The sequence below is a fragment of the Citrobacter sp. Cm038 genome, from assembly GCF_030333105.1.
GTDB lineage: Bacteria > Pseudomonadota > Gammaproteobacteria > Enterobacterales > Enterobacteriaceae > Citrobacter > Citrobacter murliniae.
In genome coordinates this window covers 427,742-442,468 of sequence record NZ_JAOWGO010000018.1, presented here as the reverse complement: position 1 = coordinate 442,468, position 14,727 = coordinate 427,742, and the positions used below count along the sequence as shown (strand labels likewise).

Genomic DNA, 14,727 nt, shown 5'->3' with positions numbered 1-14,727 from the left:
CTTCTCCTTGAGAATTATTTTTTCGCAGGCGTTACGACCCCTGGTTTGTACAGAGCCAGCAATTCGTTCACCTTTTTACGTGTGCCGCCGTTGCTGCTTATACTGCGCCGCACTTTGACCTGAAAATGTTTCGCCGCTTTGTACCACTCTCGGGTATCGGGCGTGTCATGGTTCGAAATTAACACCGGGATTCGCTTACTGACCAGCTTTTCCGCCATCTCAGCCAAACGGGCCTGCTCTTTTGGGCTGAAGCTGTTGGTATGATAAGCGGTGAAATTCGCCGTAGCAGACAATGGGGCATACGGCGGATCACAATAGACAACAGAGTTTACATCGGCACGATCCATGCACTCTTCATACGAAAGGCAATGGAATTCTGCATTCTGCGCTTTTTCTGCAAAATGATACAACTCTGCTTCCGGGAAATAGGGTTTTTTATAACGGCCAAATGGCACGTTAAATTCGCCACGGAGGTTATAACGACACAGGCCATTGTAGCCAAAACGGTTCAGATATAAGAACAGCACCGCACGTCGAAACGGATCCTGACAGGCATTAAATTCTTCCCGATACTGATAGTACACCTCAGCCTGATTAGTTTCAGGTACAAACAGCTCGCGTGAAGCCTGCACATACTCATCAGTACGCGCCTTCACGATGTTATAGAGACTGATGAGGTCGCTGTTGATATCGGCAAGAATATAACGAGAAAAGTCGGTGTTGAGGAACACCGACCCGGCACCCACGAAGGGTTCAACCAGACATTCACCTTGGGGCAAATGCCGCTTGATATCATCAAGCAGGGGGTATTTTCCCCCTGCCCACTTCAGAAAAGCGCGATTTTTTTTCATGCTGACTAACTAATTACACCTTCTCCGGCTGTGGAGAAAGCTCCGACAGCATCCTGCGCTTTAGTCTTTGTCCCGCAATTGGGCGAAACATCAAACAATTGCAGAACATAGCCTATCTTACTTCAAATCTGCCTGAACCTGATGCAGCGGTTTTGCCCACGGATTTTTCGCCTGAATATCGGCAGGCAACGTAGACACTGCACGTTTAGCGTCATCTTTAGACGCATACACGCCAGTCACCAGAACATACCACGGTTGACCGTTACGCGTCGTCTGATACACCACGTAGTTTTTCAGGTTCTCTTTCTTCGCCCAACCATTCAGGTTGTCGTAGTTAGAAGAACTGCTGAGCTGCAAAGTGTAATGACTGGACGGTGCGGATTTTAAAGCACCAACATTCCCTGCACTTTTCGCGCCGCCAGCAACAGGTGTTGTAGTCGTTGTCGCAGGTGCAGCAGTCTGGGCAGGCGTCGTACTTACGGTTGCTTTTGGCTCAGTTGTCGCTTTTGGTGTAGCTGTCACGGCTGGCGCTTTCGTCGTAGTGACTGGCGCTGTCGGTTCAGTGCGTTTCGCCTGAGCAACCGGTTTTGGCTCTGTCGGCGTCGCTTTCACTGTAGTTTGCGGCTTACTCTTCGGCTCAATAACAACCTGTTTGCGTTCTGCCGGACGCGTAGTTGCGTGGCGTTCCGCAGGTTCTGTTGTAGCAGTCTGACGTGCCGTATTGCCATTGCGAATTGGTGCAACGGTAGCAGGTTCAGTGGGCAGCGTAGAATTCACTACCACATTATTAACTTGTTCCTGGCCTTGCGGCTGCGTCAGGGCATTGTTCAGATCGCCCTGCACTTCAACCCGCTGCTGACCTTCAGCGGCAGCAGGTGCCTGTCCTTGGGTCGGTGTAGAGGAAATCGGTGGCAGAGAAACATCCTGCTGCGTATTGCCAGCCGGCTGAGCCGTGCTCGCTTGATCCGTTGCGTTACTGCCAGAAAGATCGATGCTCTTCTCGCCAGACGCAGTCTGATCACTGGAAGAGGAGGATGAGGGGGCCTTCAGCGCTGAACCGATACCGATGATCAACAGCAATAGCACCAGGACACCTACGCCCATCATCATGTACTGACGAGAGGCAGGTTTACTGGCAGCTTGTTTACGCTTACGCGGACGACGTTCTACACGCTCTTCATCCACGGTTTCGTCATCAGATTCATAGTCTTCTTCAACTTCTTGCTCTTCATCACGCTCTTTACGCGCACGCGTTGGACGACGATCGTCGGCATCCAGATCAACATCATCAAAATTGATTTGCGGCTCATTATCACGTTCAGACGATTGACGAGAACGACCAGTACGACGATCGCTGGGATCGGGTTTCAGCTCGTCTTCTGGTTTGAATTCATCCATTTAACACCCCACTCAAAGGTTAATGCTTACGACTTTGCACATAACCTGAAGCTAAAAGACTTACGCTTTGCAACGCAAGCCGGACCTTTCTTGTTGTTACACCTGCTGGCAATCAGCAATAGCGTTAAGAACCACCTCGTGCGACACTCCGCCGCGTACTTCACTCTTCCCTATGGCCAGCGGAAGCACTAAACGAATCTCTCCCGCCAACACTTTCTTATCACGCAGCATGTGCGGCAAATATGCCTGAGTAGACATCTCACGAGGTCCATTAACCGGTAAGCCTGCTCGCTTAAGCAGCGTAATGATGCGCTGCGTATCAGAGGAGGTAAACTGGCCCAGGCGCTCTGACGTACGAGCCGCCATCACCATACCTGCTGCAACAGCTTCACCATGCAACCAATTGCCATAACCCATTTCAGCTTCGATTGCGTGGCCAAACGTATGCCCCAGATTCAGTAAAGCACGTAAGCCCATTTCGCGCTCGTCTGCTGCGACAACTTCTGCTTTCAGCTCACAACAACGACGGATACAGTACGCCATTGCCGGGCCATCCAGACGTAACAGCGCGTCCAGATTTTCTTCCAGCCAACTGAAAAATTCACCGTCAAGAATGATGCCGTACTTGATTACTTCCGCCAGTCCCGATGCCAGCTCTCGCGCAGGAAGCGTTTTCAGACAGTCGAGATCCACCACCACGGAGGCCGGTTGGTAAAACGCGCCAATCATATTTTTACCGAGGGGATGGTTTACGGCAGTTTTGCCGCCAACGGAGGAGTCAACCTGCGACAACAGCGTTGTCGGAACTTGAATAAAACGTACACCACGCTGATAGCTTGCCGCAGCAAAACCGGTAAGATCGCCAATCACGCCGCCACCGAGAGCAACCAGCGTGGTATCACGACCGTGCGGTTTTTGCAGTAACGCGGTGAAAACCGTGTCCAGAACCGTCAGGCTTTTATATTGCTCACCATCGGGAAGGATCACGCTATCAACGTTAACACCCGCCTGTTCAAGTACGCCGCGAATCTTATCGAGATAAAGGGGAGCCAGAGTTTCGTTGGTCACCAACATAACCTGATCGCCCGATTTCAGCGGTAAGAATGAAGCCGGTTCATTAAACAAACCAGCCGCGATGGTGATAGGGTAACTACGTTCCCCGAGAGTGACTGTAATCCTCTCCATGACGCGACATCCACCTTAGTTACTTGTACCCGCAGACGAGTGTATTAAGCCAGAATCAGTTGCTTTCCAACATATGAATAATCTGGTTTGCCACGACTTTTGCGCTCTGATCGTCGGTGCGAATGGTCACGTCAGCAATCTCTTCATACAGAGGATTGCGTTCATCAGCCAACGCTTCCAGAACTTCACGAGGCGGCGATTCTACCTGCAGCAGCGGGCGTTTCTTGTCGCGTTGAGTTCGCGCAAGTTGTTTTTCAATTGTCGTTTCAAGATAGACCACGACGCCACGAGCGGAAAGACGGTTACGTGTTTCACGTGATTTAACAGAGCCACCGCCAGTTGCCAGCACAATACCCTGTTTTTCCGTCAACTCGTTGATGACTTTTTCTTCGCGATCACGGAAGCCGTCTTCACCTTCTACATCGAAGACCCAGCCCACATCAGCTCCGGTTCGTTTCTCAATCTCTTGATCAGAATCGTAAAATTCCATATTGAGTTGTTGAGCTAACTGGCGCCCAATAGTGCTTTTTCCGGCACCCATAGGCCCAACCAGAAAGATATTGCGTTTCTCTGCCATTTTTTCGGTACTACTAAGACTATTCGTTAATGGTAAACCCGCTTCGCAGACACACAGCGCAGCAGGACATGAACTGAAACCTCATAAGATATTGCGAGAGTCAGACTGAAAATTATCTCAATACTCAAGCGGGTTTGGCAACTGAATAAATCACCAATCCTTGCGCATTTCTGGTTGTGGTAGATAAGCTACCCCGTAAACATCAGGCTCAGCGACGTATCGCGTAGCCAAATGAGGCCAAATAAGCCAATGACACACCACCAGAAAGGCAAGGCATGTTCACTGCTCGCATAAGTAAAGAAAAGTACCGACGCTCAAATCGGTACTCCTTGTATGCTAAATACACCCGCACGTCAAATCCCTGAAACGTGTTCAGTGCAAAAACAACGGCTTTTCCTGCATAAGTTATTCTGTCGGGACCAGTCTTGGCGTGATAAACACGACTAACTCGCGTCGCTCATCTTCTTTGCCGTCATGACGAAAAAAATAACCCAGCCAGGGGATATCGCCTAACAGCGGGACGCTGTCCTCCGCAGATTTATTTTTACGCGAAAAAATCCCACCCAGCGCGATTGTTTCTCCACTTTTTACTTCTACCTGGGTTTCAATCTCTTGCTTATCAATAGCCAGCACTTCGCCATCCGCTTGTTGTAATACCTGACCGGGAACATTCTGGCTGATATGCAGTTTAAGTCTAATCCGCCCTTGCTGCAGCACAGTTGGCGTGACTTCCATTCCCAGCACAGCCTCCTTGAACTCAACGGAGGTCGCGCCACTTTCTCCGCTGGAAACCTGGTAAGGGATCTCACTCCCCTGCTTAATACTGGCAGGTTGCAAGTGAGATGCCAGTAACCGTGGGCTGGCAATAATATCGAGCTGCTGCTTTTGCTCGAGTGCAGAAAGCTCCAGCTCAAGTAAACGCCCATTAATACGCCCAATGTTAAACCCTACACGGGTGGTCGCAGCAGGTACGGAGATATCGCTGACAAGCGTCGTGACATCACCCACCGTCGCCGATTGTTGTGCATCAGCCAGTGACCACTTAACTCCCAGCTCGCGCAGGCTTTTCTCATTAATCGTAACAATGTGTGCCGCCAGTTCAACCTGCTCAACGGGTAAATCCATTTGCGCCACCCACTTCTCCAGAGCGAGCAGCGCAACGTTGTTATCACGCAGTAATAACCGGTTGGTTCGTTTGTCGACCGTCATGCTGCCCTTTGCACTCAGCAGCTTCTCACCGGCTTTAGCCAGCTCTGTTGCATCAGCGTAGTGCAAAATTATGTTGCGATGTTCCAGCGGTAGACTCGCCTGAATCCGTACCTGCTCACTCTCCTGACGTGCCGCATTTTCATTCTGCCAGCGAACAGAATGCACATGCAGGATGTTTCCCTCCTGACGCAGTACCAGTCCGGCGCTTTTCACCACAGTCTGGAATGCCAACTTCCACGGTACATCAGCCAGGTGCAGTGACAGTACGCCACTGACATCGGGAGAAACCACCAGATTTTTGCCTTCCTGTTCAGCAAGCGCCTGCAGCACCTGAACAACTGGAACCTCATCCACCACCAGCGTCACGTTTTGCGTTTTCCCCGCCAGCAAGGTGGGAACTATTGTCATCAGAACTGCCGCTATCCATCGCTTCATTCACCTCTCCTTGTCGTTGCCATTGCCTCCGTGACGGCTCGCAATTTTTATCCGTGTCAATGGTCATGTTTTGCGCCGTAACCTGAGAGACCGTCCAGCCACTGTTCAAAACATCGTGCTGCTCTACACGCCGCCATTTATGCTTGCCATCCAGCACCAGGCCTATCGTTCGCTCTCCCTTGATCACGGCGCCTTGATAGCGCCACGTCGATAGTTCAGAAAGCTGACAGTGATCTTCTGGCGGCTGGAAGGGATTACGCATACCGGTCAATATCAGCAAGCTGGAACACACCAACAGCCAGCGTTTACCCTTCATTCAGACGCTCCAGCTGTATCGTTAATAGCAGCTCAGCATCCTCCACGCTGAGAGAGAACCGATTGACATTCATTCCCTGCTCCGCCAAACGCACGAACATTGGCGGGATCGCATCCCAGGCTGACCTCAGCGCCATCTCGCCTCCCTGCGCGGAGGGTTGCCAGTGAATCAAACGTGTAACAGGGGTCTGGAACGCTAAAGCAGAAAAAGGAATTATCTTCTCTTCAGTTGCCGAAAGCGTTGAGTCGACCGAAGCAGCCAACTGGTACAGGTTTCGCCACTGCAATTGAATTACCGCACGTTGCTGTGTTAACGCTGTTCGTTGTGCATTTCGCGCCTGCACCGCAGGGTAAAACAGGCATAACGCGACAATAATAACCAGCGCAAAACTCCAGCCAGCCCAACAGGCGGTGCGAAAACGCGGCGATTGTGTCAACCAGCCATCACAGAGGGCTATCATGCGTAGCGCTCCGTATCAGACGATAGTGGAAATGCCAACGGCCCTGTGCATCCTGCTGTGTTTCCCCTGGGCTACCTACCTGAAGAAAGGTCTGCTGATGCAATTGATTTTCCAGCACTTTTAATGCAGCAAAGTTCAGCGTACTGCCGGTAATTTCCAGCGTATCTTGCTGCCAGGTCATTTTCGTCAACCACGCATGCTCTGGTAACAGAGCCGCCAGCCCTTCCAGAATGGGCTGCCAACTTCGCGTCTGGTCACGCAGTCTTTCTCGTTGCTGAGCTTGTTGCCATTGTTGCTGACGTAGTTGCAAACGAGGCTTTAGCGCCGCCAGGGCATCAGCCCGCATTTTTTCGGCGGTTATCAGCACAGTATCAGCCCGGTTTTCTACACGGGTAACGGCGTAATAGCTCAACGCGCAGCCGACAATCAACAGCAGTGAACCGCTAAATAAAGCCCCCCAAAACCGCAGGCAGGCATTGCGTCGTGACTGACGCCAGGGCAAAAGATTGATTGTCGGTGTCATCACTCCATTTCCCCCATAGCAAGACCCAGCGCAATGGCAAAAACGTGGCTTTCTGGAGGAATGGGCGGCTGGCGGACAGACACGACGCTTAAGGGATCGAATCCTTTGGGCGCGCACAGAGCAATGTTTTCTGTTGCCAGAGATAATGTCGCAGCAAGATCGTCAAGAACGGTAATATCACTTGCCGATTTACGTCCCCAGGCATAACGGGTCGCCCATAGCCATTGCTCATCGTCACGCCAGGCCAGACACTGTTGATGCGGTGGCAAATAGGAAATAAAGCGTTGTAGTGCGCTGGCATCAGGCGTGATGGCAGCAACCTGTACTTTCAGCGTTTGCATCAGTGTCAGGAGTGTTGAAATTTCTTTGCTTTGCGCAGCTGTCACGTTAAATGCCGGGCTTAACGTATCTTCACTATAATCAAAATTCAGCGCATCCGGCTCCATATCCAGCTCACGTGCCATAGACCCCGACAACCATGCCGTTTGTTCTGGCTCACGTAAGGTCATTGCAGGGCGTGGAAATTTTTTTTGTAGTGTCCTGTTGGCGGGAAAGGACAGATAGATATGGTGTCGGCGGGGAAGCTCACGACTCCACGGCATTAACACTGCCGCAAGCTGTTCAGGCTCGCGAATGTGACCCTCAACGATAACCTGACGTGCCAATGGCATACGCCACCAGCGTGGTAGAAACCAACCAGAGCCGTCACGAGAGACGACAACAGCCAGCACTTCATGTTGCTGAATATGCAGACCAATTTTCCAGATACTGAAAGCCATTGCTGATGATCTCCTTATCACCCGTTGCTTTAACGGGTATATCAATGCGTCTGGCTTGCCTTTATACTACCGCGCGTTTGTTTATAAACTGCCCAAATGCCACTAAATGGGAAATCTCCAGTGAAGTTCGTAAAGTATTTATTAATCCTTGCAGTATGTTGCATCCTGCTGGGAGCAGGCTCGATTTATGGCCTCTATCGCTATATTGAGCCGCAATTACCTGACGTCGCGACGTTAAAAGATGTACGTTTGCAGATCCCGATGCAGGTTTACAGCGCTGACGGCGAGCTGATCGCGCAATATGGCGAGAAACGTCGAATTCCGGTAAAGCTGGATCAAATGCCGCCGGAAATGGTCAAAGCTTTTATCGCGACAGAAGACAGCCGTTTTTATGAGCATCATGGTGTTGACCCGGTCGGGATCTTCCGTGCGGCAAGCGTAGCGCTGTTCTCCGGCCATGCGTCGCAGGGGGCAAGTACCATTACCCAACAGCTGGCGAGAAACTTCTTCCTTAGCCCGGAACGCACGCTGATGCGTAAGATCAAAGAGGTGTTCCTGGCGATCCGCATTGAGCAATTGCTGAGTAAAGACGAGATCCTCGAGCTTTATCTGAACAAGATTTATCTGGGGTATCGCGCGTATGGCGTGGGTGCCGCGGCACAGGTCTATTTCGGCAAGACGGTCGACCAGCTCAGCTTAAGCGAGATAGCCGTAATTGCCGGGCTGCCAAAAGCGCCGTCAACATTCAACCCGCTCTATTCAATGGACCGAGCTACCGCGAGACGTAACGTCGTGTTGTCACGTATGTTGAGCGAGAACTACATTACCGAGGCCCAGTACGATCAGGCGCGTAGCGAAGCCATTGACGCCAACTACCACGCTCCGGAAATAGCCTTCTCTGCACCCTATTTATCAGAGATGGTACGTCAGGAGATGTATAGCCGTTATGGCGAAAAAGCCTATGAAGACGGGTATCGCATCACCACCACCATCACACGCAAAGTACAGCAAGCAGCCCAGCAGGCAGTACGCAACAACGTAATGGATTACGACATGCGCCACGGCTACCGCGGCCCGTCGAATGTGTTGTGGAAAGTGGGTGAAAGCGCTTGGGATACCAAAAAAATCACCGATTCGCTGAAAGCTCTCCCAACCTACGGACCATTACTACCGGCAGCGATCACCAGCGCTAATCCGCAGGAAGCAACCGCTACACTGGCAGACGGCACGTCGGTTGCATTGCGCATGGAAGGCATGCGCTGGGCGCGTCCATACCGGTCAGATACACAACAAGGCCCGACACCGCGTAAAGTGACAGATGTCGTCCAGACAGGTCAGCAAATCTGGGTACGCCAGGTCGGCGATGCCTGGTGGTTGGCACAAGTACCGGACGTTAACTCCGCCCTGGTCTCTATCAACCCGCAAAACGGTGCGGTACTGGCGCTGGTGGGTGGTTTTGATTTCAATCAGAGCAAATTCAACCGTGCAACTCAGGCGTTGCGTCAGGTCGGTTCGAATATCAAACCATTCCTCTATACCGCCGCGATGGATAAAGGTCTGACGCTGGCAAGTATGCTGAATGACGTGCCGATTTCTCGCTGGGATGCGGGTGCCGGTTCTGACTGGCAGCCGAAAAACTCACCGCCGCAGTACGCCGGGCCTATCCGCTTACGTCAGGGACTCGGTCAGTCGAAGAACGTCGTGATGGTTCGCGCGATGCGAGCGATGGGCGTGGACTACGCGGCAGAATATCTGCAGCGTTTCGGCTTCCCGGCCCAGAACATTGTCCACACCGAATCACTGGCTCTGGGTTCCGCATCATTCACCCCAATGCAGGTGGCACGCGGCTACGCGGTTATGGCCAACGGTGGTTTCCTGGTTGACCCATGGTTTATCAGCAAGATTGAAAGCGATCAGGGCGGGGTCATCTTCGAAGCGAAGCCGAAAATTGCCTGCCCGGAGTGTGATATTCCTGTCATTTATGGTGATACCCAGAAGTCTAACGTACTGGAAAACAGTAACGTTGAGGACGTCGCCATCTCGCAGGAACAGCAGAATTCCACCGTGCCGATGCCGAAGCTTGAGCAGGCTAATCAGGCGCTGGTCGCACAAAGCGGGACACAGGAATATGCTCCTCATGTGATCAACACACCGCTGGCTTTCCTGATTAAAAGCGCGCTGAACACCAATATCTTCGGCGAGCCGGGCTGGATGGGAACCGGTTGGCGTGCGGGTCGCGATTTACAACGTCGTGATATCGGCGGTAAAACCGGGACCACCAACAGCTCTAAAGATGCATGGTTCTCCGGCTATGGGCCTGGGGTTGTAACCTCGGTATGGATCGGTTTTGACGATCATCGCCGCAATCTCGGACACTCCACCGCCTCTGGTGCAATCAAAGATCAAATCTCTGGCTATGAAGGTGGAGCAAAGAGCGCACAGCCGGCGTGGGATGCCTACATGAAGAGTGTGTTAGAAGGCGTTCCTGAGCAGCCGCTGACGCCACCGCCTGGCATCGTGACGGTCAATATTGATCGCAGTACTGGGCAACTGGCGAGCGGCGGAAACAGTCGCGAAGAGTATTTTATTGAGGGCACGCAGCCAACTCAGCAGGCTGTACATGAAGTGGGGACAACCATTATCGATAATGGTGAGACACACGAGTTGTTCTAATCTTTTGCCGGATGGTGCGTTGCTCATCCGGCCTACGTACAGTGGCTAAATCGTAGGCCGGATAAGCGACAGCACCACCGGACATAAAAATCAAAGTCGTCCCTGTCCTTTCAGCCATTCGCGAACCAGAAACAGTGCGCTCACATTACGCGCTTCATGAAAATCAGGATCTTCTAACAGGTCCATCAAATGTGCCAGCGGCCAGCGCACTTGTGGTAACGGTTCTGGTTCATCGCCTTCCAGCGATTCAGGATAAAGATCCTCCGCCACCACGATGTTCATCTTGCTGGAGAAATAGGAGGGTGCCATGCTGAGTTTTTTCAAAAACGTCAGGTCCTTTGCCCCAAATCCCACTTCTTCTTTCAGCTCCCGATTCGCCGCGTCAAACACGCTTTCACCGGGATCGATTAATCCCTTAGAAAACCCAAGTTCGTAGGATTCTGTCCCCACCGCATATTCGCGGATGAGAATCAGGTGGTCGTCAACAATCGGCACAATCATTACCGCTTCGCGAGTGGACGGGCGCATACGTTCATACACACGGCGTACGCCGTTGCTGAACTCAAGGTCCACGCTTTCGATTTTAAACAACCGGGATTGTGCGACGGTTTCCACTTTCAAAATCGTGGGTTTCTGTAATGATTTGCTCATCATGAGGATCTTTGCTGTGAAATCTGGGGTCATTGTGCGATAGACCGCACGGTTTCGGCAACGTGAATTGCCGTTTATTTACATTTATGTAACGTACTAAAAGTTAATTCTCATTTCAAATTAAAAGTCAATAGGTTGAAATAACTCCAGGAATTTGCTGATATTCCGTTTTTAGTGATTTTGCTATTATTCGCATTTACTGGGCTGTTCATAAAGATGCTCAAGTTCAACTCCACGCTTGCCGATAGCCAACCACAGAATCACGAATATTGTACAAGGTGCGACTGACTACACCTGACAGACTAAGTAAGATGGGGAAAGCATGAGCACCATTCTGATTTTTTTAGCTGCTTTGCTGGCCTGCTCGTTACTTGCAGGTTGGCTACTCAGATTAAAATCCAGGCGGCAAAAATTGCCCTGGAGCAACGTATTCTCAGACGCGACAAAGCGTAAACTGACACCCGAAGAGCGTGGTGCAGTCGAAAACTATCTTGAAAACCTCAGTCAAATTCAGCAAGTTCCTGGCCCAACAGGAGCCAGTACTGCGCCTGTATCGTTAACGTTGAATTCCCAAAGTAACAGCGTCATCGTTCTGACTCATTCGATTACGCGCTATGGCATCACCACCGACGATCCTAACAAATGGCGCTACTATCTGGACTCCGTTGAGGTACACCTGCCTCCATTCTGGGAACAGTACATCAATGACGAAAATAACGTTGAGCTGATCCACACCAATACGCTGCCTTTGGTTATCTCTTTAAACGGGCACACACTGCAAGAGTATATGCAGGAGGCGCGTGGCTACGCGCTGCAACACACCGCGTCTACGCAGGCATCCATTCGCGGCGAAGAGAGTGAGCAGATTGAACTGCTGAATATTCGCCAGGAAACACACGAAGAGTATGTACTTAGCCGCCCTGCGGGGCTGCGCGAAGCGTTACTGATTGTGGCTTCGTTCCTGCTGTTCTTTTTCTGTTTAATTATGCCGGATACTTTCGTGCCGTGGATGGTCGGCGGAGCCGTGCTGCTGCTAGCCGCTGGGCTGTGGGGATTGTTTGCCCCGCCGTCTAAAACCGCGCTGCGGGAAATACATTGTCTGCGTGGAACCCCGCGCCGGTGGGGACTATTTGGTGAAAACGACCAGGAGCAAATCAATAATATCTCGCTGGGAATTATCGATTTGATTTACCCGCCTCACTGGCAGCCATACATTGCGCAGGACCTCGGGCAGCAAACGGATATCGATATTTATCTGGATCGCCACGTTGTCCGCCAGGGCCGTTTTTTATCCCTGCACGACGAAGTAAAAAACTTTCCGCTACAACACTGGTTACGCAGCGCCGTCATCGCTGGCGGCTCGTTGCTGGTACTGCTGATGCTGCTGTTTTGGATCCCGCTGGATATGCCGATAAAATTCACCCTTTCATGGATGAAAGGCGCACAAACTATCGAAGCCACCAGCGTTAAGCAGCTTGAAAACGCAGGCGTTCGTGTTGGTGACACACTCCATCTGAGCGGTACGGGAATGTGTAATATTCATACACCAGGGAGCTGGAGCGCGCTGCCCGCCACGCCTTTTACGCCTTTCGACTGCTCGCAAATTATCTGGAACGATGCCCGCGCGCTGCCGTTGCCAGAATCCGATCTGGTGAATAAAGCCATTGCGCTAACGCAGGCCGTCAACCGTCAGCTCCATCCAAAACCAGATGATGACTCCCGCGTCAGCGCATCGCTACGTTCAGCAATCCAAAAATCCGGTATGGTACTGCTGGATGATTTTGGTGAAATTGTCTTGAAAACTGCCGATCTGTGCGCCGCCGAGGATGAATGCGTGCGCCTGAAAAATGCGCTGGTTAATTTAGGCAACAGTAAAGACTGGACTGCGCTGGTTAAGCGGGCAAACGCCGGGAAGCTGGATGGCGTAAACGTTCTGCTGCGACCGGTTAGCGCAGAGTCGCTGGATAATCTGGTGAATACGTCTACAGCACCGTTTATTTCACGAGAGACCGCACGGGCGGCTCAGGCGCTGAACAGCCCTGCCCCGGGGGGATTCCTGATTATTAGTGATGAAGGCAGCGATCTGGTCGATCAAGCCTGGCCATCGACCTCTCTGTACGACTACCCGCCGCAAGAACAGTGGAGCGCCTTCCAGCGCCTGGCACAGATGCTAATGCAGACTCCCTTCCGCGCTGAAGGAATTGTCACCAATATCTCTACCGACGCCAACGGCACTCAGCACATTGGCCTGCATCGAATCCCGGATCGCGCGGGCTTATGGCGTTATCTTGGCACCACGCTGTTGATGTTTAGCATGCTGGGTTGCGCCATCTACAACGGCGTTCAGGCCTTCAGACGCTACCAGCGTCACCGCTCCCGCATCGCGGAAATTCAGGGATACTACGAAAGTTGCCTGAATCCAACGCTGATTGACGACCCGGAAAGCCTGATTCGATAACACGCCCGCGCGACAGGATATGCTACCCTGTCGCGCATCTAATTTTCCTCAGGATAATTCCCAGGTGCTGATTAAAGTCAGTCTCTGGGGTCAACAAACGCAGGGGCAGCTTGAATGATGAAGTGTATTGATATTGCCTGGCAGAATGTCGACACGGTCTTGCTGGACATGGACGGCACGCTGCTCGATCTGGCGTTCGATAACTATTTCTGGCAAAAACTGGTGCCGGAAACCTATGGCGCTCAGCAAGGCATTACCCCCCGGGAAGCTCAGGAATATATTCGCCAGCAGTATCATGCCGTACAGCATACGCTAAACTGGTACTGCCTGGATTACTGGAGCGAGTGCCTGGGTCTGGATATTTGCGCCATGACGACGGAACAGGGGCCGCGTGCGGTGCTGCGTGAAGATACGGTTCCGTTTCTTGATGCCTTAAAAGCGTCCAGTAAACGACGTATTTTGCTCACCAATGCACATCCGCACAACCTGGCGGTGAAGCTGGAGCATACCGGACTGGCCTCACACCTTGATTTATTACTTTCCACCCACACATTTGGTTATCCCAAAGAGGATCAGCGGTTATGGCACGCTGTGGCTGAAGAAACGGGAATAAGTGCCGAGAAGACGCTGTTTATAGACGACAGCGAACCCATTCTCGACGCCGCTGCTCAATTCGGCATTCGTTACTGCCTCGGAGTGACCAATCCCGACTCAGGTATTGCGGAAAAACAGTATGCACGCCATCCGTCACTGAATGACTACCGCCGACTGATCCCCTCACTGATGTGAAGGAGATGCCATGAAAGAGAAGCCCTCTGTTGAAGTCAGGCTGGATAAATGGCTGTGGGCAGCACGTTTTTATAAAACACGTGCGATAGCCCGTGAAATGGTTGAAGGCGGTAAGGTGCATTACAACGGGCAGCGCAGTAAGCCGAGTAAAATTGTCGAACTGAATGCCACCCTCACCCTGCGCCAGGGAAATGACGAGCGGACGGTCATTATCAAGGCCATTACCGAACAGCGTCGCCCGGCAACTGAAGCCGTTTCGCTGTATGAAGAAACCGCGGAGAGCGTTGAAAAACGCGAAAAAATGGCGCTGGCACGTAAGCTTAACGCCCTGACTATGCCGCACCCGGACAGGCGGCCGGACAAAAAAGAGCGCCGCGACCTGTTACGATTTAAACACGGCGACAGTGAATGACTGTCACCTGC

14 protein-coding genes are annotated in these 14,727 nt (G+C 51.9%); 4 read left to right on the top strand and 10 right to left on the bottom strand.

All coding sequences use genetic code 11. The annotated features are described in order from the left end of the window. Positions 1-14: 14 nt before the first annotated feature. The 9 genes from dam to OGY01_RS10895 all read right to left on the bottom strand — a co-directional run bounded on the left by dam (position 15) and on the right by OGY01_RS10895 (position 7,733). Entirely contained in the window at positions 15-851 is an 837-nt protein-coding gene (gene dam, locus OGY01_RS10935; protein ID WP_045448416.1) for an adenine-specific DNA-methyltransferase, read from the bottom strand. Between the two features lie 117 nt (positions 852-968). Next, positions 969-2,249: a cell division protein DamX gene (gene damX / locus OGY01_RS10930; protein ID WP_286493100.1), complete on the bottom strand. Its 1,281-nt coding sequence runs from the start codon at positions 2,247-2,249 to the stop codon at positions 969-971. 96 nt (positions 2,250-2,345) lie between these two features. Next, positions 2,346-3,434 (bottom strand): 3-dehydroquinate synthase, encoded by a 1,089-nt coding sequence (aroB, locus tag OGY01_RS10925; protein WP_048222884.1) that lies wholly within the window; start codon positions 3,432-3,434, stop codon positions 2,346-2,348. A gap of 55 nt (positions 3,435-3,489) precedes the next feature. Beyond that, the gene (gene aroK, locus OGY01_RS10920) at positions 3,490-4,011 is read right to left on the bottom strand and encodes a shikimate kinase AroK (protein WP_003023552.1); all 522 of its coding nucleotides are present in this window, start codon (positions 4,009-4,011) and stop codon (positions 3,490-3,492) included. Between the two features lie 405 nt (positions 4,012-4,416). Further along, positions 4,417-5,655: a DNA uptake porin HofQ gene (hofQ, locus tag OGY01_RS10915; protein WP_286493099.1), complete on the bottom strand. Its 1,239-nt coding sequence runs from the start codon at positions 5,653-5,655 to the stop codon at positions 4,417-4,419. After that, positions 5,567-5,971 carry a HofP DNA utilization family protein gene (locus tag OGY01_RS10910; protein WP_045448425.1) on the bottom strand — a complete coding sequence of 135 codons (405 nt, stop codon included), beginning with the start codon at positions 5,969-5,971 and terminating at the stop codon, positions 5,567-5,569. Before OGY01_RS10910 ends, hofQ begins: the two co-directional genes overlap by 89 nt. Continuing rightward, the gene (locus tag OGY01_RS10905) at positions 5,961-6,431 is read right to left on the bottom strand and encodes a HofO family protein (protein WP_045448427.1); all 471 of its coding nucleotides are present in this window, start codon (positions 6,429-6,431) and stop codon (positions 5,961-5,963) included. Before OGY01_RS10905 ends, OGY01_RS10910 begins: the two co-directional genes overlap by 11 nt. Then, positions 6,415-6,954, bottom strand: coding sequence for a PilN domain-containing protein (locus OGY01_RS10900; RefSeq protein ID WP_048223479.1), 540 nt, complete (start codon positions 6,952-6,954; stop codon positions 6,415-6,417). The genes OGY01_RS10905 and OGY01_RS10900 overlap by 17 nt, the downstream gene beginning before the upstream one ends. Continuing rightward, positions 6,954-7,733 carry a type IV pilus biogenesis protein PilM gene (locus OGY01_RS10895; protein ID WP_286493098.1) on the bottom strand — a complete coding sequence of 260 codons (780 nt, stop codon included), beginning with the start codon at positions 7,731-7,733 and terminating at the stop codon, positions 6,954-6,956. Before OGY01_RS10895 ends, OGY01_RS10900 begins: the two co-directional genes overlap by 1 nt. 120 nt (positions 7,734-7,853) lie before the next feature. Between OGY01_RS10895 and mrcA the strand changes: the two genes are divergently transcribed. Further along, the gene (gene mrcA / locus OGY01_RS10890) at positions 7,854-10,406 is read left to right on the top strand and encodes a peptidoglycan glycosyltransferase/peptidoglycan DD-transpeptidase MrcA (RefSeq protein WP_286493097.1); all 2,553 of its coding nucleotides are present in this window, start codon (positions 7,854-7,856) and stop codon (positions 10,404-10,406) included. Positions 10,407-10,496: 90 nt separating this feature from the next. Here mrcA and nudE read toward each other — a convergent pair whose 3' ends face one another. Continuing rightward, positions 10,497-11,057 carry an ADP compounds hydrolase NudE gene (gene nudE, locus OGY01_RS10885; RefSeq protein ID WP_045449813.1) on the bottom strand — a complete coding sequence of 187 codons (561 nt, stop codon included), beginning with the start codon at positions 11,055-11,057 and terminating at the stop codon, positions 10,497-10,499. A 322-nt stretch (positions 11,058-11,379) separates the two neighbouring features. Between nudE and igaA the strand changes: the two genes are divergently transcribed. The 3 genes from igaA (at position 11,380) to hslR (ending at position 14,716) form a co-directional block, all read left to right on the top strand. Continuing rightward, positions 11,380-13,515 carry an intracellular growth attenuator protein IgaA gene (igaA, locus tag OGY01_RS10880; RefSeq protein ID WP_045448434.1) on the top strand — a complete coding sequence of 712 codons (2,136 nt, stop codon included), beginning with the start codon at positions 11,380-11,382 and terminating at the stop codon, positions 13,513-13,515. Positions 13,516-13,632: 117 nt separating this feature from the next. After that, the gene (gene yrfG, locus OGY01_RS10875; RefSeq protein ID WP_286493112.1) at positions 13,633-14,304 is read left to right on the top strand and encodes a GMP/IMP nucleotidase; all 672 of its coding nucleotides are present in this window, start codon (positions 13,633-13,635) and stop codon (positions 14,302-14,304) included. 10 nt (positions 14,305-14,314) lie between these two features. Next, on the top strand, positions 14,315-14,716 hold the full coding sequence (hslR, locus tag OGY01_RS10870) for a ribosome-associated heat shock protein Hsp15 (RefSeq protein ID WP_048222895.1): 402 nt from the start codon (positions 14,315-14,317) through the stop codon (positions 14,714-14,716). Positions 14,717-14,727: the final 11 nt, after the last annotated feature.

What these genes read in the sequence shown, in the direction of transcription:
- dam (WP_045448416.1), bottom strand. Translation starts at nt 851, where the DNA reads ATGAAAAAAAATCGCGCTTTTCTGAAGTGGGCAGGGGGAAAATACCCC.
- damX (WP_286493100.1), bottom strand. Translation starts at nt 2,249, where the DNA reads ATGGATGAATTCAAACCAGAAGACGAGCTGAAACCCGATCCCAGCGAT.
- aroB (WP_048222884.1), bottom strand. Translation starts at nt 3,434, where the DNA reads ATGGAGAGGATTACAGTCACTCTCGGGGAACGTAGTTACCCTATCACC.
- aroK (WP_003023552.1), bottom strand. Translation starts at nt 4,011, where the DNA reads ATGGCAGAGAAACGCAATATCTTTCTGGTTGGGCCTATGGGTGCCGGA.
- hofQ (WP_286493099.1), bottom strand. Translation starts at nt 5,655, where the DNA reads ATGAAGCGATGGATAGCGGCAGTTCTGATGACAATAGTTCCCACCTTG.
- OGY01_RS10910 (WP_045448425.1), bottom strand. Translation starts at nt 5,971, where the DNA reads ATGAAGGGTAAACGCTGGCTGTTGGTGTGTTCCAGCTTGCTGATATTG.
- OGY01_RS10905 (WP_045448427.1), bottom strand. Translation starts at nt 6,431, where the DNA reads ATGATAGCCCTCTGTGATGGCTGGTTGACACAATCGCCGCGTTTTCGC.
- OGY01_RS10900 (WP_048223479.1), bottom strand. Translation starts at nt 6,954, where the DNA reads ATGACACCGACAATCAATCTTTTGCCCTGGCGTCAGTCACGACGCAAT.
- OGY01_RS10895 (WP_286493098.1), bottom strand. Translation starts at nt 7,733, where the DNA reads ATGGCTTTCAGTATCTGGAAAATTGGTCTGCATATTCAGCAACATGAA.
- nudE (WP_045449813.1), bottom strand. Translation starts at nt 11,057, where the DNA reads ATGAGCAAATCATTACAGAAACCCACGATTTTGAAAGTGGAAACCGTC.
- igaA (WP_045448434.1), top strand. Translation starts at nt 11,380, where the DNA reads ATGAGCACCATTCTGATTTTTTTAGCTGCTTTGCTGGCCTGCTCGTTA.
- yrfG (WP_286493112.1), top strand. Translation starts at nt 13,633, where the DNA reads ATGAAGTGTATTGATATTGCCTGGCAGAATGTCGACACGGTCTTGCTG.
- hslR (WP_048222895.1), top strand. Translation starts at nt 14,315, where the DNA reads ATGAAAGAGAAGCCCTCTGTTGAAGTCAGGCTGGATAAATGGCTGTGG.